This window comes from Microbacterium sp. (genome assembly GCF_017305435.1).
GTDB lineage: Bacteria > Actinomycetota > Actinomycetes > Actinomycetales > Microbacteriaceae > Microbacterium.
The window spans coordinates 331222-350378 of sequence record NZ_JAFKIP010000006.1 but is presented as its reverse complement, the minus strand read 5'-3'; the positions used below and the strand labels follow the sequence as shown (position 1 = coordinate 350378).

19 protein-coding genes are annotated in these 19157 nt (G+C 67.3%); 11 read left to right on the top strand and 8 right to left on the bottom strand.

Going from position 1 to position 19157, the window contains the following annotated elements; genetic code table 11:
• Window positions 1–66: 66 nt before the first annotated feature.
• Window positions 67–495, bottom strand: a complete 429-nt coding sequence (locus tag J0I43_RS12385) for a MarR family transcriptional regulator (RefSeq protein ID WP_292864165.1) — start codon at window positions 493–495, stop codon at window positions 67–69.
• Window positions 496–544: 49 nt separating this feature from the next.
• Between J0I43_RS12385 and J0I43_RS12380 the strand changes: the two genes are divergently transcribed.
• A complete protein-coding gene (locus J0I43_RS12380; protein ID WP_292864162.1) occupies window positions 545–2419 on the top strand; it encodes a DUF2207 domain-containing protein in 1875 nt (624 codons plus the stop codon).
• 2 nt (window positions 2420–2421) lie between these two features.
• Here J0I43_RS12380 and J0I43_RS12375 read toward each other — a convergent pair whose 3' ends face one another.
• Complete coding sequence (locus tag J0I43_RS12375; protein ID WP_292864159.1) at window positions 2422–2748, bottom strand: hypothetical protein; 327 nt, start codon at window positions 2746–2748, stop codon at window positions 2422–2424.
• Window positions 2749–3237: 489 nt separating this feature from the next.
• Here J0I43_RS12375 and J0I43_RS12370 point away from each other — a divergent pair, with 489 nt between their 5' ends.
• From J0I43_RS12370 to J0I43_RS12350, 5 genes are all read left to right on the top strand, one after another.
• Window positions 3238–3981: a TnsA-like heteromeric transposase endonuclease subunit gene (locus J0I43_RS12370; protein ID WP_056208066.1), complete on the top strand. Its 744-nt coding sequence runs from the start codon at window positions 3238–3240 to the stop codon at window positions 3979–3981.
• Complete coding sequence (locus J0I43_RS12365) at window positions 3978–5996, top strand: DDE-type integrase/transposase/recombinase (protein ID WP_056519019.1); 2019 nt, start codon at window positions 3978–3980, stop codon at window positions 5994–5996. Before J0I43_RS12370 ends, J0I43_RS12365 begins: the two co-directional genes overlap by 4 nt.
• A 194-nt stretch (window positions 5997–6190) precedes the next feature.
• Window positions 6191–7093 (top strand): TniB family NTP-binding protein, encoded by a 903-nt coding sequence (locus J0I43_RS12360; RefSeq protein ID WP_171006183.1) that lies wholly within the window; start codon window positions 6191–6193, stop codon window positions 7091–7093.
• 14 nt (window positions 7094–7107) lie between these two features.
• Complete coding sequence (locus tag J0I43_RS12355) at window positions 7108–8040, top strand: hypothetical protein (protein ID WP_137878513.1); 933 nt, start codon at window positions 7108–7110, stop codon at window positions 8038–8040.
• Window positions 8037–9095 carry a hypothetical protein gene (locus J0I43_RS12350; protein ID WP_137878512.1) on the top strand — a complete coding sequence of 353 codons (1059 nt, stop codon included), beginning with the start codon at window positions 8037–8039 and terminating at the stop codon, window positions 9093–9095. Before J0I43_RS12355 ends, J0I43_RS12350 begins: the two co-directional genes overlap by 4 nt.
• Before the next feature lie 165 nt (window positions 9096–9260).
• On the opposite strand, the gene J0I43_RS12345 is transcribed toward J0I43_RS12350, so the two are convergent.
• Window positions 9261–10346, bottom strand: coding sequence for a hypothetical protein (locus J0I43_RS12345; RefSeq protein WP_137878511.1), 1086 nt, complete (start codon window positions 10344–10346; stop codon window positions 9261–9263).
• A gap of 143 nt (window positions 10347–10489) precedes the next feature.
• On the opposite strand from J0I43_RS12345, the gene J0I43_RS12340 reads away from it, so the two are divergent.
• Together J0I43_RS12340 and J0I43_RS12335 are read left to right on the top strand one after the other, a co-directional pair.
• Window positions 10490–11056, top strand: coding sequence for a hypothetical protein (locus tag J0I43_RS12340; protein ID WP_156456221.1), 567 nt, complete (start codon window positions 10490–10492; stop codon window positions 11054–11056).
• A gap of 276 nt (window positions 11057–11332) precedes the next feature.
• Window positions 11333–11725, top strand: a complete 393-nt coding sequence (locus tag J0I43_RS12335; protein ID WP_137878510.1) for a hypothetical protein — start codon at window positions 11333–11335, stop codon at window positions 11723–11725.
• A gap of 8 nt (window positions 11726–11733) precedes the next feature.
• Here the strand turns inward: J0I43_RS12335 and J0I43_RS12330 are convergent, their stop codons facing one another.
• The gene (locus tag J0I43_RS12330) at window positions 11734–12315 is read right to left on the bottom strand and encodes a hypothetical protein (RefSeq protein WP_212742818.1); all 582 of its coding nucleotides are present in this window, start codon (window positions 12313–12315) and stop codon (window positions 11734–11736) included.
• Window positions 12316–12383: 68 nt separating this feature from the next.
• Window positions 12384–13286 carry an endonuclease/exonuclease/phosphatase family protein gene (locus J0I43_RS12325; protein ID WP_056519013.1) on the bottom strand — a complete coding sequence of 301 codons (903 nt, stop codon included), beginning with the start codon at window positions 13284–13286 and terminating at the stop codon, window positions 12384–12386.
• 141 nt (window positions 13287–13427) lie between these two features.
• Here J0I43_RS12325 and J0I43_RS12320 point away from each other — a divergent pair, with 141 nt between their 5' ends.
• Window positions 13428–13850, top strand: a complete 423-nt coding sequence (locus tag J0I43_RS12320; protein ID WP_137878509.1) for a hypothetical protein — start codon at window positions 13428–13430, stop codon at window positions 13848–13850.
• A 363-nt stretch (window positions 13851–14213) separates the two neighbouring features.
• On the opposite strand, the gene J0I43_RS12315 is transcribed toward J0I43_RS12320, so the two are convergent.
• Both J0I43_RS12315 and J0I43_RS12310 read right to left on the bottom strand, forming a co-directional pair.
• Window positions 14214–14384 carry a CsbD family protein gene (locus J0I43_RS12315; protein ID WP_292864142.1) on the bottom strand — a complete coding sequence of 57 codons (171 nt, stop codon included), beginning with the start codon at window positions 14382–14384 and terminating at the stop codon, window positions 14214–14216.
• A gap of 85 nt (window positions 14385–14469) precedes the next feature.
• Window positions 14470–15501, bottom strand: a complete 1032-nt coding sequence (locus J0I43_RS12310) for a GTP-binding protein (protein WP_292864139.1) — start codon at window positions 15499–15501, stop codon at window positions 14470–14472.
• 80 nt (window positions 15502–15581) lie between these two features.
• Here J0I43_RS12310 and ykgO point away from each other — a divergent pair, with 80 nt between their 5' ends.
• Window positions 15582–15704, top strand: a complete 123-nt coding sequence (ykgO, locus tag J0I43_RS12305) for a type B 50S ribosomal protein L36 (protein ID WP_292864136.1) — start codon at window positions 15582–15584, stop codon at window positions 15702–15704.
• A gap of 78 nt (window positions 15705–15782) precedes the next feature.
• On the opposite strand, the gene J0I43_RS12300 is transcribed toward ykgO, so the two are convergent.
• A complete protein-coding gene (locus J0I43_RS12300; RefSeq protein ID WP_292864133.1) occupies window positions 15783–16706 on the bottom strand; it encodes a lytic transglycosylase domain-containing protein in 924 nt (307 codons plus the stop codon).
• Window positions 16707–16998: 292 nt separating this feature from the next.
• Here J0I43_RS12300 and J0I43_RS12295 point away from each other — a divergent pair, with 292 nt between their 5' ends.
• Window positions 16999–19143 (top strand): glucose PTS transporter subunit IIA, encoded by a 2145-nt coding sequence (locus J0I43_RS12295; protein ID WP_292864130.1) that lies wholly within the window; start codon window positions 16999–17001, stop codon window positions 19141–19143.
• The last annotated feature ends 14 nt before the right edge of the window (window positions 19144–19157 follow it).

Here is a 19157-nt window from a genome sequence, read left to right as displayed (position 1 = left end):
TGACCTGTGGCTGGGGGGCGATCCTTGTCGCCCACGCTGCGCCGGCGGACGCCGTGAGGCGGGCGGTCAGACGCCCCGGAGCTTCGTCGCGAGGGACTGCAGCTGGGTCAGCTCGTCGTCGTCGAGCACCGACATCCGTTCGGCGATCGATCGACCGTGCGCGGACGCGACGCGCCGGAACGCGGCGACGCCGTCGTCGGTCGCGCGCAGAAGCGCGCCGCGCCCGTCGTGCGGGTCAGGGCACTTGGAGAGGAGCCCGCGTGCGACCATGCGATCGACGAGGCGCGAGACGCTCGGCTGGCTGATGAGCATGTTCGCCGTGACGTCGCGCAGTCGGGCGGTCGCTGATTCGCCGCGCGTGACCGTCAGGAGCACGTCGTACTCCGCCTGCGTGAGGTCCGTCTCGGAGAAGTCGGTGCTGATCTCGCGGAACACCTCGTGCTGCGCGCGGAACAGGCTCTCCCACGCGGCGACGGCGAGGCGGCGATCGGTCATGGCGTCCACTGTAGTGCGCCGCGCCGACGGCCCGTCCTAGGGTGGGGGCATGAGCCGATCCCGCCCGCCGGCGTCCGCCGCCGGCGCGCTCGCGACACTGATCTCCGCCGTCGTGAGGGCGCTGGTAGCAGTGCTCATGATCGCGTTCGCGACCGTGATCGCCGCGCCGACGGCAGCGTCCGCGGCATCCGGTTTCTCCTCCCTGACGGCGGTGCTCGGCGATGTCGACGACTTCACGTTCGACTCCTTCGCCGCCGACTACACGCTCACCCGCGCCGATGACGGCACGAGTCGGCTGGAGGTCGTGGAGACGATCGTGGCCGTGTTCCCCGAGAGCGACCAGAACCGCGGCATCCGCCGGCTCGTCCCCGAGACGTACAACGATCAGCCGCTCCACCCGCGGCTCGTCTCGGTGACGGACGAGAACGGTGCGCCCCGCGAGAGCGAGACGGACGACGTGGACGGGGCGCTCTCGATCGTCTCGCGCGCCGATTCCTACGTGCACGGGCGCCAGACCTACGTCCTCACCTACACCCTCGAGAACGTCACGTGGGACTTCCCCGACACGGGCCTCGAGTTCTATTGGAACGTCAACGGCGTCGACTGGGCGCAGCCGTTCGGCGCCGTCACCGCGCGGCTCCACCTGGACGCCGACCTCGCATCCGCGCTCACGGGCACGATGGCCTGCTACCAGGGCGCGAAGGACGCGTCGGATGCCTGCGCCTCGATCACCTCGCAGGCGAGCCCCGACGGGGGCGCCGTCATCACGGCATCCGCTGGCGCGCTCGCGCCGCACCAGACGCTCACGATGTCGGTGGGTTTCGCGCCCGGGACGTTCGCGCTCTTCGACGACGGCTACTTCCATTCGCCGTTCGGCTGGATCCAGGGCGTCGCCGGGGTCGGCCTCCTCGGCGCGGGGGCGTTCGCGATCCGTGCGCGCCGGCGCCCCCTCGCCGACGAGCCGGGGCGCCCCACGATCATCGCCGAGTACGATCCGCCGGCGAACGTCGACGCGTTGGAGAGCGCGGTCCTCCTCGGCAGACGAGACAAGGCGGTGCCCGCGGAAGTGCTCGAGCAGGCCGTCGCCGGGTCGATCCGCATCGTCGAGGTCGATCGCACCTGGACGGGCAAGACGAAGCTCGCCGCCGAACTCGTCGACCCTTCGCGTGCCGACGCCGACGGCCATGTGCTCTTGCAGGCGCTGTTCCCGACGGGGATGCCGGGGGAGCGCTACGAGTTCGGGAAGCAGGACTCGCGGCTCGCGTCGCGCGTGCAGAAGCTCCTGTCGCAGGCTGACGCCGAACTCACGGCCCGCGGCCTGCGGAAGACGGTGCGCGCGGGCTCCCGGGCGTGGCCGATCATCGTCGCCGTCTTCGCCGGCGCCGCCGTGATCGTGTCGGGCATCGTGATGATCTCCGCGGACATCGGCGGATTCGTGCCGATGGTGGCGATCGTCGCAGCGGGCCTCCTCGTGGTCGCCGTGGTCGGGCTCGTGTCCAAGCGCCCGCTGTCCGCGGCGGGGGCCGAGACGCGCGATCACCTCAAGGGGCTCGAGGAGTTCATCGCGTGGGCCGAGGCCGACCGGATCCGCATGCTGCAATCGCCGTCCGGCGCCGAGCGGGTCGCGATCGACGTGAACGACCCGCGCCAGAAGCTCGCCCTGTACGAGAAGCTCCTGCCGTACGCCGTTGTGTTCGGGCAGGAGAAGGAGTGGTCGAGTCAGCTCGCCATCCTCTACACCGCGGTCGGCGCGACAGGGCCGTACTGGTACTACGGCACGGGTGCGTTCGACGCCGCGTCCTTCTCGTCGGGCATCGGCGGTCTGTCGGCCGCGGCATCCAGCTCGTCGTCGACGTCCGGAGGGTCGTCGGGCGGGGGATCTGCCGGTGGCGGCGGAGGCGGTGGGGGCGGCGGAGGCGTCTGATCTCAGCGCGCGTCGCCCGAGCCGTCGCCCGGCTCGAGGATCGCGCGCAGCGTCGCGCGGTCGATGGGGGCGTCCGTCCCGCCTGCGGTTTCGGTGAGCCCGAACGGGATGCCGTGGTCGTCGAGGAACGCGATCGTCTTCTCGAGCCGCGGCGCCGCCGTGATGTGCTCCGCGCCGAACAGAGCCGCGGTGTAGAGCGGTGCACGGTCGCGGATCGCGTGCCGCAGCTCGACCGTGGAGCGGCCGGTGATGCGGTAGAGCGCCTGCAGCGCCGCACTCGGCAGATCGGGCGTGCCGTCGAGGGTGAGCGAGATCGCGAGGTCGGTCATGAGACCAGTCCATCACGTTCAACGGTGATCGAGTGCCGTGGCTCCGCCGCGGTGTGCTCATGGGTGATCGAGTGCCGCGGCTCCGCCGCGGTGTATCGAGATCCAGAAAAAGGTGAGGGCCGGTCGGAGAGGCTTCCGACCGGCCCTTGTCCCTTGCACCAAGAGTGTCCTGCAATCACATGTCGGTAGCTGCCACAGCAAAACAACTACCGTGCGAGCACTCTATAACGGCCAGGTAACGGTCCACAAGGCTTCGCCGTTATCTTTTTGTGATTCTTGGCGCATCTGTCGTGTCTCACTCCAGTTGTCCGATTCTCACGGACCTGTCCAGTCGTCTCACTCCAGTTGTCGGATTCTCACTCCAGTTGTCGGGAGAGCGGCGCGCCGCGTAGCGCTGCTCCGAGGCGGGAGTAGCTTGCGGTTCAAGCCGGGAGGTTCCACCGGAGCGCTCTGATCGGGTGCGGGATTCTCCGGAAGGGAGAGTTCTCCGTGACCTTGACCCAAGACTGGCTCGCCGCGATCGACGGGACGAACGCACTCGCGGCCACGATCGAGTTTTCCAGACACGGCCTCCTCCAGCACGCAGACCCCGTCGACGCGGCGCGCGTGATGTTCGAGGATGCGGATCCGGTTCGCGAGTTCCCGTCGTGGCCGGGCAAGCGCAACTTCGAGGGCAAGCTGTGGATGGCCTCGACGGGCCGGCACATTCCGTTCGAGTCGTTCTGGGAGCGCTCGTTCCTGACCTCGCTGGACCGGACGGGGGATGTCGTCGGGGTGGCGAGCCAGCCGATGTGGATCCGCTGGCGGTCACCGAAGCGCTCCCACGCGCCCGACTATTTCGTGCGCCGCTCCGATGGGAGTGCGCTGCTCGTCGACGTGAGGCCGGTCGAACTGATCAAGCCCGAGGACAGCATGAAGTTCGAACTCACTCGTCGCCTTGCTGCCGCACTGGGGTGGTCCTATCTCGTCTTCGATCAGCTTCCCGGCGCCACCCAGGCGAATCTGCGCTTCCTGCTTCGGTACCGCGAGCCTGCGTGGCTGGAGGGCGTCGACATCGCCGCGCTCGGGCTCACCGGTCGGATGAGTCTGGGCTCGCTCGCGGCGGCCCTCGGTGGCGTTGCTCGCTCAGGTGTCGGCGCCGCGTATGCACTCGTGTGGAGCGGGGTGGCGCAGGCGGATCTACACCGTCCCTTGTCGATGGCGACCGTTGTCGATCTGGAGGGCGGGTCATGAGCGTTCATCCTGGCGACATCATCCGGTGGCAGGGCGGAAGTCACCAGGTCGTTGCGATCCGGCCCACCTACCTGACCCTGCGCGCCGTCGACGGGGATGGAGACGACGTGGAGGTGCTCGCCGCGGACCTGCGGCACCAAGCGGAACCTGCCGCTCCCGCATCCCTGCGGTCACTGCTGGACCTGCGCAGCCTGCAGGATCTCGACGCGCGCGATCGCAAGATCGTCGACGTGTGGCTGGAGGAACTCGCCCGGTTCGACAAGCTCGTGGCGGCAGGCGTGACCAAGCCCGCGGCGCGGCAGCAAGTTATCGACGACGTCAACCGTCGTCTCGGAACCGGCTACGGCCCGGTCAAGGTCTCGCGTCAGCAACGCGCCCTCGAAGAGTTCGGGGTCAGCGGTCTTCTCGATCGACGTCGCCACGGCCTCGCCGACATGCCCGGGCGCTCCTACGACGAGCGCCTGATCGACGCGATTCTGACCGTCCAGGCTGGGCAGGAGCGGAAGTCGACCGGCACCGGGACGCGATTGATCTGGCTCGTCCGCAGGGAGCTGGACGACCGCTTCGGCGAGGGTGTCGTGCCGATGCCGAGCCGGGCGACGATGTACCGGCTGCTGAATGAACTCGATGCCGGCAAGCACACGTTGGGCAGCGCCCGCGCACGTCGCACCACAGCCAATCAGCCGGATCACATGCACGGATTACGTACCGGCGTGCGACCCGGTGAGCAGGTGCTGATCGACACGACCCCGATGGAGATCCTCGTCGAATGCGATGGCGAACCGATCCGCCCCGATCTCACCCTGTTGCTGTGTGAGGCATCACGCTCGGTGCTCGCGGGCATTGTCACCGTCGGTTCTCGCAGCATCGACCTCGTGGTGGTCCTCGCCCGTGCTCTGGTGCCGTACTCGGCCCGTCCCGACGGAGTTCGCGCGAACCGGCGTCAGGTCTCGGAGGCGTGGACCGGCACGGACGGGCTCATGGTGGAGCGGTTCGAGGTAATGCGCGACGCGCAACCGTACATCTTCCCGGAGTCGATCACGACCGACCGTGGCGCGTCGTACGTGTCGCGGCACTTCTCGGATGCCTGTCGGACGCTGGGGATCTCGCTGACGGTCAACGCGGAGTACACGCCGACGCAGAAGGCGAAAATCGAGCGGATGTTCCGCACCGTGAAGGACCAGTTCACCCAGTACGCGATCGCGTTCCTCGGGCAGAGCCCCGACATGCGTGGAGACGAGGTGATCGCGACGAGCCAGCTGCTCACCCTCGAGCAGCTGCAGGAGCTGTTCGAGGACTGGGTCGCGGTGACCTGGCAGAACCGACCCCACAAGGCGCTGCGCGACCCCCGCAACCCTCGGCTCATGCTGGCCCCGAACCAGATGGTCGCCGCGTACCGCGAAGTCGCTCCGGAGCTGCAAGTCCCGCTCACCGCCGAGAAGTACATCGCACTGCTCCCGACCGAATGGCGTGTGATCAACCACTACGGTGTCGACATCGACCTGCGCGTCTACGACTCCACCGAGCTCGGCCCGCTGCGGAAAAAGCGGTCACCGCACCACCGGCAACAAGGCAAGTGGCCATTCCACGTCGACCCCTACAACCCGATGACGGTGTGGCTGGAACTCGGCGACCAGTTCCTCCCGCTCGACTGGCGCTCCCCGTACAGCGGCGCCCCGATGGCCGACGAGGTCTGGCGAGTCGCCCGCGCGCAAGCCGCAGCCCGCGGCGACAACGAGCCGAGCACCGACGACCTCAACGAGGTGATGCGCCGGTTCATGTACAAGGGCAACGCGCTGCCGACGGCGCGTCAGAAGAAGCGTGCTGTAAGCGCACGGACGGACCCGCTGGCGATCACCAACCAACTCCCACACATCGCACCCACAGCACCGCCGGGCGCCGAGCATTCGGCAACTGGGGACCTCGGCGACAAAGAACTCCATGTTGTCGCGGCGAAGCCAGCATGGCCGGTCGCCGCACCGTTCGGGATGACCCGGTCGCCGGATGAGGCGTGAGCGCGATGTTCGATGATCTGCTGGGGGACTTCGACTTCGACGCCCCATCGACCGACTTCGACTACGCCACAAAGGAAGGGTGGCGCGAGTTTGTCGAGTTCGTCGCCCAACGGACACTCCCGCTCACGCTCGCCGAGTACGACGCGATGGACTCCTCGGAGCGAGCGCTGTTCAACATCGCCCGCGAACGGTACATGACCCTCGGCGCCCGGGTGGCGACCCCATCACTCCGACGGGTCGCGGTCGCCATCCGCCACGCGATAACCGACAACCGCTCCCCAGACGCCAGCAAGTCCGGCGTGATCATCTCTGGCAGGCCAGGTCTCGGGAAGACCACCGCGGTCCAGGAGTTCGGCAGGGCGTTCGAGCGAGCCCGACGCCAGCGCGCCACGGCCTCGCAACGCAACTTGACCCCCGTCGCATACGTGCCCGTGCCGACGCACGCGACGGCGAAGACCATGATCACCAAGCTCGCCGACTTCTACGCCATCCCGTACTCCCGCAACGCGAACTACGAAGTCCTCCTCAGCCGCGTGAGCCATGTGATGCGCGAATGCCGCACCGAACTCGTGATCATCGACGACATCCACCGGCTGGACCTGCACTACCGCGGCAACGAGCAAGTCGCCGACGCGCTCAAAGAACTGTCCGAGAGGTGTCCCGGCACGATGGTCTACGCCGGTGTCGATGTCGCCCGCAACGGCCTGTTCTGGGGCTCGCGCGGCGAACAGATCATGGCCCGATTCGAGCTGGTCAAGTTCGACACCTACGGGACTGGCGAGACCGCTGACGCCGCGGTGTGGGGGCGCATCCTCGTCGACCTCGAAGACTCACTGTGCTTGATCTCGCAACCTGACGCGGAGATCCTCACCGTCGCTGCTGAACTCCGCGACCTATCCCGCGGCTCCATCGGCCGCGTCGCCCGAGCCGTCCGCCGCGGAGCGCGCCGCGCCATCGAACAGCACACTGAACGCCTCGACCTCGACGACGTGCTCGCGTCGCTGGCGAAAATCCGTGAGTCGGAAGGCTGGATCGAGGAAGAAGAGAACCGGCCATCACCACGGCCCAAACGAGGCCGTCCCGCGCGAGCGAAATGATGAGGAAGCTCCCCGTGCTCATCGAACCCTTCACGGGAGAAACCGTCAGCAGCGTCTACCGCAGACTTACCACCCGCAACGCCGTGCCGGCCGGGGAACTGTGGACGACCCTCCGTCACGAGCGCCCGCGGCTGCCTCTGCGCACGACACCAGAACTCGTGCCGCGACTGGTCGAACAACTCGCCGACCTCCCTCCCGGGTACTTCGACGGTAGCCGCTCTGACCGCCTGTTCGTCCGCTGCATTCACGCCGACTGGCGACACAACAACTGCCCGATGTGCGCGCCCCTGCCGTCTGCCGTCACGAAATGCAGGCGATGCACCGGCGGTGAACCCGTCGAGGTGCGCACCCGGATCGGAGCGGTGTGTGCGCGACACCGCAGGTGGCACTACGCGGGAGCGGACCGCGACCTCGCGCGAAACGCCGACTTCTTTCGCGCCGAACGATGCCTCACAGGCACGCTCTGGGAACGCGGCATCGGCCCCGACACCGGCGAACTGGAACTCGCCACGACCCTTCTTCGCGCCACCGATCTCGAACAAGAGGGCGTATCTCATCGAACGGCGCTTGCGCGCCACTATCCCGAAGCGGTGCGTCTCGTCGCGCTGACAACAGAGCCGTGGGCGGAGCGGTTCCTCACGAACACGAACGTCGGCCCCATCCAGGTCGCCGCGCTCGTCGAAGCAGCGGTGAACGCGGTGACCGCGGGCACGTCGCACGACGTCGCCGCTGTCCGCGCGTCTTTTCACATCGAAGGCCGCGAAGCGGTCATCGGCCTCGACCGACCCGTGCGGCTTCGGTACGGCCGGTCCGCGGGCCTCGATGAACTCGGTAGGAGAATTCTGGCGTTCGCCCCGCGGGTCCGAGCCACACTCCTGCGCCACACCGACGCCCGCAAGCCTCCCACGCGTCGACCGCGCGGCTCATCGAGGCATGACCGCGTGTGAGCCTTCCGTTCCGCACGCTACCGATTCGACTCGAACTCATCGAGGGTGAGACCGTCGAAGGGTTCACGAAGCGGCTCGCCCAAGCTCACCAGTGCGAGGAACGCGATATCCGTCGAATCGTCTTGGAGCACCTCGGTCGCAACTGGTGGCCCGCGGCGGATCAGCGTGTCGTCGATCTCATCGAGCATCTCGCAGATCTGCCGCGCGACGCGCTACGCCCCAACTTCGAGAAAGATGGCATGTGGGTCAGATGCGGCCACCGCAGCTGGCGTCCTGAGAAATGCGCCAGGTGTGCCCGGTTCGCCGAACCCCGTATTGCATGCCCGGAATGCTCCGGCGGGCTGGCCACCACGACGATCGCCCGCGGCGGTGCGCTCTGCCTCGCGCATCACCATTGGGCGTACCGCGCGTTGCACGCCGACATAGCAGGCATGCCCGGCTACGAGAGTGCGGAACTGCTGCTGCGATCACAACTCTGGAAGCGCGGCGTCGCCCTCCACACCGGCGAAGTAAACCTCGCCGCAGCTTTCGTCGAAGCCTGGCACGAAGGCTCAGATGATTCGTCCCCGATCGGCGACCGCATGGCGAGTTTCGGCATCCCGCACCTCGACACCTACGAAAACGTGCTGCTGTGCGCGTACCCCGAGATCATTCGTTTGACCTGCGTGCTCACATCGCCGCGCACGATCACTCCGATCCTGGACGTGACGACTTCCGCGCTCGCTCAGGCCGATCGCCTGCTACCTGCCGTCGCGAAGGCGATCGGTGACGAACCCAACGACGCATTGCGCACCTTCACCGTCAGCGTCGTCGGGCAGGCCCACCGGGCGATGTTGTACATGTACGGACTGCGCAGTTCGAAGCAGGTCAAGTATCAGCGGTGCCCACTCAACCGCGCCCTCATTGCTGCAGCGCACCGGCAGCGCGCCTGCCTCCTCCGCCACGCCAACCCAAGGATTCTTCCCCACATCGCGGGGAAGACAGGTCAAGCCGCACCGCGCAGCCGGGTCATCCGCAACTGGCCACCCCGTTCCGACGAGTTGGCTATGTCCTAACCTGCGGTCCTCGTGAGTACTCGCACAGAGTTCCACGGCGCCGTCGACCACTCGCGCGAAGGCTTGCCGGGGACGCGTCAGAACGATTCGGGAATCGGGTGCTCGGGCCGCGCGCGGTGTTATACACGGCCGACGTATTCGAGAGATTGCGGCAGGCAGGGCGGATCAGCGCGCGCTGCACTGCGACGTGACCTGCATGTGGATCAGTCCGTCGATACTCGTCGAGTCGCGGATACTCATCTTCTCCACCGGCAGCGCGTCGCTGTAGCGGATGTCTTCCTGCATTGCCCGATCCGCGGCGTATCCTGCGGCATCCCAAACCTTGAGGATTCGCGCGAGCGTGGCGCCATTGTCCGCGGTCTCGAACGTGAGCCCGAGTCCGATTCGTGTGCCGTTCTCACCGCACGCGGTCGATGCCGGTGACATCTCGTCGGCGTCGAGGAGCTGTCCAGCGGAATCGTGCACCGGCCCGACGGCTGCGTCCAGCGACGCCGCGACCATATTCTCGAGCCCTGCTCGGGCCTCGTCCGCGCCGTATGTGGGCGCGGCGGGCGCTGAGGGAATCGGTGTTCGTGCTCCGGTGCTGACACCACATGCGAGCGTACGGTCGGTGAGCTTCGGAAGGGTGAAGTCCGGGTCGCGGTCGGTCGTCACCGGCGCAGCCGAGTAGTCAAAGCTGAAGTTCCGCCAGACCCGGAGTGACGCGCCGTCCTCCGCCACCGTATAGGCGCCGTCCGCGAAGGGGTGGTAGCCATCATCGCTGAGGGTTCGCTCGACGGCCGTGACAAGTACGCCATCCTGTCGATAGATCGTGCCCCAACCCGCAAGAAGGAACGACTTCTCTTTGACCACATACCCGGTTTCGCAGCCGTTGGCGACGAGCGGAACAACCGTCGAGGACGAGGTGAGGAAACACACGATCCCTGCCAGTGCGGTGGCCGCGATGGCTACCGCGCGCGCCGGGATCATCAGGATGAGCCAAAGCCTGGGCACGGGGATGACGCACAGTCCCGTCGCCAGGGCTGCCAGGGCCGCGATGAGCGCGAGACCAGAGAGCAACTCCGAGTCAACCGTGCCGATCAACACGGAGGTCGCACCGTCCGATGCTGTGGAGACAATGAGCAGTGTCACAAGAACGGTTGTCGAGCAGAACAGGATGGCGCCAGCGAGAAGCAGGGCAATCCGACGCCAGCTCCGTGAAGGAGTGGGCGATTCATCATCGCTCTCGGTCGACACGGGTGCAGTAGACACGTGGCAAGCCTAAGAGGAGCAACCTGGGGCTCCGCCGCACCATCGTCCACGTCCGTCGCGCGCATAAGTGACAAGTGATCGCGACGGCATCCGCCGACTACGGTGGATGCATGCGGCACCGCTCGGCTTTCATACTCAGTTCCGTGCTCGCGCTCGCTCTGACCGGGTGCGCGACGCCCGCGATGGTGGCAGGCGGCGCCGATCCTGCGGGTGAGCCACTGCCTGCGCAGTCCTCCGAGGCGAGCGACTCGTCGGCGATCGCTACGCCGGGGAGCACAGACCCGGAGGCGCAGGCACAAGCGCACGCATGGCTCGATGCCGCAGCACTCCCGCCGGGCGCGATTCCCGCCGACGCGAGTGTCGCAACGTTCAGCTCGTATACGGGGTGGCCCTGTGGTCCCGTAGCGAAGTTGGAGGGGTTCTGGTCGATCCCTGACGCAACCGTGAGCGCGACCGCGAACTGGCTTAGGGATAATCCGACCGCCGATCTCATCTCGACTTCAGTGGGGGCGGTCCCCGATGATCCCGCCATTCAATCGGCCATCGTGGGGTACATTCCGGCAGAGGGCGCGCAGGAGGGAGTCGTTTACACCGTGGAGAAGACGACAGACGGCGTCGCGGTGCGCGCCGAGGTCGCAGCGCAGACCGCCGAGGCATCGTGCCCCGTGTTGCCGGACGGCGGGGGGTACGGTGCACCGGGTCAGGGATGACGTCAGGGCACGATCAGCGACCGGGACTCACGCACCGGACGCGCAAAGCTCCGAGGGTCGCGCGTCCGCGGCAGCTCGACTTCTGACAGCGGGTGCCCCAGATTGAGTTCGACGGTGAACAGGAGAGGATTGCTCGGCGTCACCGTAGGTCTCGCTGTCCTGCTCGCAGGGTGCACCGCAGCGCCGGCGCTCCCGGACGCTCAGCCGACGCGCAGTAGCCCACCTGTTTCATCAGTGCCGACGCCGACTGCGACGGTCACGCCAGAAGCTGAACCGGTGAGCGATCCTGGTCCCTGTGAGGCGGCCACGCCCGCCTATCCCATCGCCGACGACACCGAGGTGGAACAGCTCGGCGGAGTGACGTTAGCGGTTCCCTTTGATCGGGGTTCCATGCCGCACGCGACGGGACAACCCGTTCTCGATGTAAATGGCGTTCCGGTCGCCTACAAGGTGGCCGACAATGATGTCATCTCAACAATCGGCGCGCGATTCTGCGTCGGGGAGCAGTGGCTCTACTGGGTGAATTACGTCCGCCGTGATGGCGACACACTGTACTCCGGTGACACCCTCAACCTCGACGCGCACACCATCTTCAGCGTGGGCGACCAGAACGGCATCGTTCACAATAATGCTCTACCCGAGGGCTTCGTGATCCCGCCTCAGCGGTGACGGGGCGGTCAGTTCGCGTCCACTGTCACTTCTGACTGCAGACCGGTCTCGGTGTCGTAGGTCGTTATCCGCCACGCCGGCCGCCCGTCCTGCATGATCAGCGCCAACTCGATGAGGCGCGGACTGGGGTAGACCTCGCCGGACAGTTGGGCGGCGGCGTACGCACTGACCCCGAGGTCAGCCAGTTCGGCCTCCGTGAGCGTCACGTGGCGTTTCTGCTTCACGGCGAGGGTGCTGGCATCGTAGAGCGCCTCCTGGCCTCGGTCGGGTTCGGTGACGGACTCGCCCCACTCGTCACGACCGGGATCGAGACTCCGTACCCGCCAGACCCACTGGTCGTCGACATACTCCAGCCGCAGCCCGACAAGAGGGCCAGGAGGAGAGTTCGCCTCCCCGAAGAATCCCTCCAACCAATCTGACGGCCACGCCACGCTGACAGGGACACCGCTGGTGGGGTACTCCTCGCCGACAGAATCCGGAGCGTCCGGGAACGACGCGTCGGCAGAATCCGGAGCGTCCGGGAACGACGCGCCGCACCCGGACAGGACAAGCGTTCCGGCGATCACGATCGCCCCGACGAACATCGTCATCATCCGCTTCATCGGATCACTCCATTCCCGAGGACCAGCCTAGACAAGGCCGTCGCGCATGAGTTGGCTCAGTTCCGCCTCAGGTGGGCGATGATGGGCCGGTGGTCGCTGCCTCTGTCATCGAACGAGCTGTCCACGGTGACCTCGTGCACAGCCCACGCAGACCCGACCAGTACATGGTCGATCGGCGACGCGAGCCACACCGGCAGTGACGTCGGCCAACTGCCTGCTGCCGCAGAACCCGACTCGCTCGCCGCGTCTCGGCAATCCCCCATCAGCGACTCTCCGCGACCGAATGCCGACAGGTGATCGATCGTCGCGTTCAAGTCCCCGGCCACGATCACGTCGGGCTCGCCGCATTGGGTGGCGACCCACTCCAACCCCGCCCGCCAGCCAGCCATGTCTTCCAACAACGGCGGCAGCGGGTGTGCGGCGACAATCGTCGGCCTGATCCCATTGACGGGGCGCCAGACCCCACTCGGCAACCCGGGCGTCGAACCGGCTGCCTCGTCAACGCGGTACTCGCCGAGATCGGCTGCGATGAGCACGGACGTCGGGATCCACGAGTCACCCGCTTCGCCGTACGCGGTATCGGCCCACATTTCACGGCCCGACAGCGAAACGATCCGCGCAGTCTCTGCCGCGGCAACGGCGTCCGTCTCCGGCAGCGTGACGATGTCGGCATCGGTCTCGACAATGAGCTCCGCGATGCTCTCAGGCGATACCGCACCGCCGAGAGTGTTCCACGAAACAACCACAAGATCACCGTCAGGCACGGCCTCACCGGCACCGCGCGAGGAGAGAATGGCGCCGCTTGTGAGGGATGTAGCACCGAGGATGATGGCGACTCCGGCGGCAACACCCCAGCGCCGCCGGAGCACGGCGACAACTGCGGCGCCGCCGGCGAGAACAAGGAGGACGATTGCGACCAGTCCGCGGAACGCAAGAAGCTGAGCGATGATCGGAGTCAATTCTGCGCCGAATGCTTGCGGCCACGCGATAAGTACCCCGACAGGCGCACCCGCGAGTAGCGTCGCGAAGAGCGGGATTCTGCGGGAACGTCGAGTCGGCATCAACCTCAGTCAACCGTTCCTGAAGCTAGAGTCAAACCCGTGGTGACGGACGAGCTCGCGAACCTTCTGCAACGCGCATACGGCCCCGATCAGGAACCGCTGACGCAAGTCGAGTTGTATCAGCTGCGAGGACTCCAGACCTTCCCGCAAGACGGGCGCGGAATCGACCAGATTGAAGACGTGCCGCGAACGCGTGCCTCACGGCGCTGGGGCTGGCCGGTCGCGGTGGTCGTCATCGGAGTCGTGGCCGGGTTCACCGGGCACGCGTACGGCGAGGGAGGGTTCGACCCGGCAGCGCCCGCACAAACGGATAACGAGCAGGTGTCGGGGATCCCGCTCCCCGATGGACGGTGGGGCTCGCTCTCAGACGCTGACTGTGCGGTGAATCTGAGCGCGACCAGCGGCGCACGCGAGTCAGTTACATGCACGTGGAGCGAACACGGTGGTGACACGCGTCGCTGACGAGCTTCCTGGAGAGAATGTGCGCGGAGTGATCCAGGTCAACCGCTCGGGCGACGGGATAGGGCTACGAGCGGCGCAGGGCATCGATCAAGTGATCGCGATTCATTCTTGCTGGCAACGGATCGCCCGGGGCGATGGGGGCCCATCCCCATGTAGTCCGTTCGATTTGGATTCGAGACATCTGTCGTGAGACCGATCGGATTGCCGGTGCGATAGTTCGGTCGAGAAAAGCCCTGGTCGGACAGCCGCGACCGAACAACTCTCGTGAGATCCGACAGCATCCATAGGTTTGCTGTCGCCACCCGGACATGCGAATGCCCCCGTCCTGAGGAAACGGGGGCATTCGCGAGGGAAGCGGGTGGCTTACTTGAAGGCATCCTTCACGTCTTCGCCCGCCTTCTTGACGTGGGCCTTCGCCTGGTCGGCCTTGCCCTCGGCTTCGAGCTTGTCGTTGTGGGTGACCTTGCCGACACCCTCCTTGACCTTGCCGCCGAGGTCTTCCGCGGCGTTCTTGATCTTGTCGTCGAGTCCCATGGGGTCCCCTTTCTCTGACGGATGCCTCGAACCTACGAAGCCCGACGTGCCGTGCACAGGGGGTTGACGTGACGTCGTTGCCGCTCTAGTCCCGATCGAGCTCGTCTGGGGTGGAGGTGTCGCGCTCGAGGATCGCGGTGGGTGCGGGGAACCACGTGGGCAGCGGATCGGCCCACGATGCCCACACCTCCGGGCCGGCGGCGAGCTCTGTCGCCGTCAGGAGGGCGTCGTCGAGCACGCGAGAGACCGCTCCGGGCATCAGATCGATGCCCGTGAAGACGAGTTCCTGCGCGGTGAGACTGCTCTCCATCGTGGAGTCGAGGGGGTCGATCCAGATCGCCGACCCGACCTGATCCCATCGCGCGAGGGTCTGCGCCCGCGACGCGACTCGGCAGAACCCCGCCGAACGGACGACGCGACCGGCGCGTCCCGCGTCGAGCATGTCGAGAGCGGTCACGAGTCGCTCCGGGTGGAAGGGCAGCAGGCGCTCGTAACGCTCCGTCGTGACGCGCGGGTCCGTGAGGTACGGATCGTGCTCGTCATTCAGCATCCGAACCCAGCCCGCTCGTTCGAGCACGTTGTCGACGATGGCCGGGCCGCCGCCCGCCCGGAGCGCGCGCAGGTCGTCCGCCGCCCCTCGGGAGAGCCGAGCCCGTGCGGTCGGTCCGAGATGCGCCACGAGTGACATGAGGACGGAGAGGCTCGCGGTGTCCATTCGCTCCCAGTTGACGATGCATACGTGGGATGCCGACTCGAGCTGCGACACTGCGCGACGGGCGCGAGCGCCGACATCCCCCCGATCGTCGTCCGCTGCGGTGGGTTCGGCGAGGGGAGCATCGTCGAAGAGGTCGTCGAGGAGGTCGACCGCATCGACGACGCAGATGATCTCGGCGGCGGGGGAGCGAAGACACGGCTCCAGGTGCAGAGCGTCGACGGTGGCATCCACATCGAGGATGACCCGCTCGCTCTCGTCGCGCGAGCGGGCGAGCGGCACCCGGGTGGACGGGGACGAAGAGACGCGGACGACGGGCCTTCCGGTCGCTGCGCCCAGAGCGTGAGCGTAGCGCCGGCGTTCCGGCGAGCAGATGCCGACGACGACGAGGGGAGAGGAGGACACGGTCATTCCGCTTTCGCTTTGACGACGAGACCTCTCCACCCTAACCTGTTACTGAGAAGAATTATCAACAAGGAGTCATCATGAAAGTGCGCGCTTCGCTGAAGTCGCTCAAAGCGCAGCCCGGGGCGCAGGTCGTTCGTCGGCGCGGCCGGGTCTTCGTCATCAACAAGCAGAACCCGCGATTCAAGGGGCGCCAGGGCTGACGTGACGAACGGCTCCGATCGGTCGCTGCCATGCGACGGATCGGAGCCGTTCGTCATCGTCCCCGCGGGGACGGCGGATCAATACCAGCCGCTGGACTCCGAGTGGTCCCACGCGCCGCACGGCGAGCCGTAGCGACCCGCGATGTAGCCGAGACCCCAGGCGATCTGCGTCGCGGGGTTCGTCTGCCAGTCGGCGCCGGCCGAGGCCATCTTGCTGCCGGGCAGAGCCTGGGGGATACCGTAGGCGCCGCTCGAGTTGGCGGCGTTGACGCGCCAGCCCGACTCGCGGTTCCACAGCGACAGGAGGCACGCGAACTGGTCGTCGCCCCAGCCGTAGTTGGCGGCGGCCATGGAGCGGCCGATGCCCTGAGCGGACGCGGGATCGACGTTCACGTCGACGGACGGCACGGAGGAGCCTCCGGTCGACGACGAGGACGCGGCGGCCTCGGCGGCAGCAGCGGCTTCGGCGGCGGCCTGCGCGGCGGCGGCTTCCGCGGCGGCCTGAGCGGCCGCGGCGGCTTCGGCAGCGGCCTTCGCCGCGGCTTCTTCCTCCGCCTTCTTCGCGACGGCGGCGTCGAGGCGTCCGCGCAGCATCGCGGCCTGCTCGCGCACCGACTGGGTCGCGGTCGCCGCCTCAGCGGTGAGCGAGGGGATCAGCAGCGCGGGCGTCACGTCGAGGTCCTCGAGCTTGTCGATCACCATTCCGAGCGGCGCGGTGTTCACGACGGTCGATGTCGTGCCGACGTCGAGGCCCGACGTGCGGATGTCGACGGTCACCTGGCGCGCCTCGTCGATCGCGGCGCGGGCGTCGAGGAGCGCTGCCTGGCCCTGCGAGGTGATCTGGGCCAGCGGCGCCGAGACGGCCTCGGAACGTGCCGTGGCGGTCGACTCCGACGCGGATGCCGCGTGCGGGAGCGCCGCTCCGGTCGTGGCGATCATGCCGGCGACGAGGCCCGCGCAGACGAGGACGGGCGTAGCGGAGCGGAGAGAGAAACGGGGCATAGAGGTACTTCCGGTGGATCTGAACCGCACGATGTCGGGGCATCGATCGCGGTCTGCGTCCTCGGGTGGGCGCGAAGGTCACAGGTTGGCAACGCTTTCTGGGCAGAACCGGCACGCTTCCTGAGTGAAAGCTGGGAGCGAAGGTGCGCGATGGCCTCGGCCGCGAGCGATATTTCGCACGGTCGAAGGCCCCTACCGGCCCGCCAGCGCCCGGTATAGAGTCGCGATCAGAGGCCAGAACTCAGGTGTCACATACGGCGATTTCACACGCTATTTCGGGGAGCGAAAGAACATGGCATCCAATTCCGCAGCAGAGATCATCGACGCGGTCGGGGGTCCGGGCAACGTCGCCAGCCTGACGCACTGCGCGACGCGCCTGCGTTTCCAACTTCACGACGGAACCAAGGCGAACAAGGATGCCGCGGAGAAGATCCCCGGCGTCATGGGAGCCGTTCCGCAGGCCGGCGACCGCTTCCAGGTCGTGATCGGCGGGGGCGTGCAGAACGTCTACAACGACATCATGGCGCTGCCGGTGATGGCCGGCGTCGGCGCGGGCGACGGTGCTGCGGCCGGCGGAGGCGGTGACAGCGACGCCGACGTCAAGGCGCGCGAACGCGCGAAGGGCCCCCGTGGCACCAATGCGTGGCTCGACACCCTGTTCGAGTTCCTGTCCGATTCGTTCCGGCCGATCCTCGGTGCGCTTCTCGGGGCATCCCTGTTCATCACGTTCATGGCGCTCATGGCGACCCTCGGGGTCATCCCCGCGTGGAACTCGCCGGGTGTCACCCTCGAGCCGTCGTGGGCGTTCGTCAACCTGATGTGGCAGTGCGTGTTCGTCTTCCTGCCGCTCATGGTCGCCTACAACGCGTCTGCGAAGATCGGTGCCGACCCCTGGGTCGGCTTCGCGATCATGGCGGTGCTGATGCTGCCCGGCTTCTCGGGGCTCGCCGCCGGGGTGGACAAGACGCCCCTGTTCGGGTTCGAGCAGGCGCAGGTCGCAATCGTCCAGATCTGGGGCCTGCCCATGCCGATCGCCGACTATTCGTCTCAGGTGTTCCCGCCGCTCCTCATGGCGGCCGTCCTCGGCCCGCTCTACAAGGGCCTCAAGAAGATCATCCCGGCGAACCTGCAGCTGATCTTCGTGCCGTTCCTCGCGATGCTCATCATGATCCCGCTGACGGCCTTCCTCATCGGCCCGATCGGCGTCTACGTCGGTGCCGGCCTCGCGAGCCTGCTGGCGGCGATCAACACGTTCTCACCGTTCATCTTCGCGATCGTCATCCCTCTCGCGTACCCGTTCATGGTGCCGCTGGGCCTGCACTGGCCGATCAACGCGATCATGCTGCTGAATATCCAGACGCTCGGCTACGACTTCATCCAGGGCCCCATGGGCGCGTGGAACTTCGCGTGCTTCGGAGCGACGGCCGGTGTCCTCTTCCTCGCCTGGCGCGAGAAGGACAAGGACATGCGCCAGACCGCGACGGGTGCGCTGGCCGCGGGTCTGCTCGGCGGCATCTCGGAGCCCTCGCTCTACGGCATCCATCTCCGGTACAAGCGCATCTATCCACGGATGCTGGTCGGATGCCTCACCGGCGGCCTCATCATCGGCATCGGCTCTCTCATCCTGGGCCTGAAGAACGGCATCACCACGCAGGCGTTCGTCTTCACGTCGCTGCTCACGATCCCGGCCTTCGATCCGATCGGGCTGTACCTGATCGCCGTGCTGGGTGCGTTCGCCGTCGCGATGATCCTCGTGATCGTGTCGGGCTACAAGAACCCCGATCAGGCCGGTACGGTCGCCGTCGCCGCAGCGACCGCGGGCGCGGGCACGGCCATCCGGGACGCCGACGAGGCGGCATCCGTGTCGAACGTCGCCGGCGGAGGCGAGTTGCTCTCGGGCGGCGTCGCCGCGGGTGCGGCGGGAGCGGCGACCGCGCTCGCGACCAAGGCGGAAGGCGAGACGACCGAGGTCGGGGCGCTCCTCCAGCTGGCCGCTCCGATCGACGGCACCGCCGTCGCCCTCGACCAGGTGCCCGACCCCGTCTTCGCGGGCGGAGTCATGGGCCCGGGTGTCGCCATCGAGCCGACCGGCGACACGGTCTACGCGCCCGGTGCGGGCGTCGTCGCGGCGGCGCAGCCGACCGGCCACGCGTTCGGCCTGCAGCTGGACAACGGCATCGAGGTGCTCATCCACGTCGGCATCGACACGGTGAACCTCAAGGGCGAAGGTTTCGACGTCAAGGTCAAGAACGGCGACCGCATCGAGGAGGGGACGCCGCTCGTCACGTTCGACCGCGCCGTGATCGAGAAGGCCGGCTACCCGCTCGTCACCCCGGTGATCGTGTTGAACGCGGATGCCTTCGACACGGTCGACCCCGTGAAGCTCGGACCCGTGTCGCACGGCGACCCGCTCCTCGACGTGCAGAAGAAGGCCTGACCGGGCGGCGGGAC

Bases quoted from the DNA above. Each gene is read 5' to 3' on its own strand.
- J0I43_RS12385 (WP_292864165.1), bottom strand. From the start codon at position 495: ATGACCGATCGCCGCCTCGCCGTCGCCGCGTGGGAGAGCCTGTTCCGC.
- J0I43_RS12380 (WP_292864162.1), top strand. From the start codon at position 545: ATGAGCCGATCCCGCCCGCCGGCGTCCGCCGCCGGCGCGCTCGCGACA.
- J0I43_RS12375 (WP_292864159.1), bottom strand. From the start codon at position 2,748: ATGACCGACCTCGCGATCTCGCTCACCCTCGACGGCACGCCCGATCTG.
- J0I43_RS12365 (WP_056519019.1), top strand. From the start codon at position 3,978: ATGAGCGTTCATCCTGGCGACATCATCCGGTGGCAGGGCGGAAGTCAC.
- J0I43_RS12360 (WP_171006183.1), top strand. From the start codon at position 6,191: ATGACCCTCGGCGCCCGGGTGGCGACCCCATCACTCCGACGGGTCGCG.
- J0I43_RS12330 (WP_212742818.1), bottom strand. From the start codon at position 12,315: ATGACGATGTTCGTCGGGGCGATCGTGATCGCCGGAACGCTTGTCCTG.
- J0I43_RS12315 (WP_292864142.1), bottom strand. From the start codon at position 14,384: ATGGGACTCGACGACAAGATCAAGAACGCCGCGGAAGACCTCGGCGGC.
- ykgO (WP_292864136.1), top strand. From the start codon at position 15,582: ATGAAAGTGCGCGCTTCGCTGAAGTCGCTCAAAGCGCAGCCCGGGGCG.
- J0I43_RS12300 (WP_292864133.1), bottom strand. From the start codon at position 16,706: ATGCCCCGTTTCTCTCTCCGCTCCGCTACGCCCGTCCTCGTCTGCGCG.
- J0I43_RS12295 (WP_292864130.1), top strand. From the start codon at position 16,999: ATGGCATCCAATTCCGCAGCAGAGATCATCGACGCGGTCGGGGGTCCG.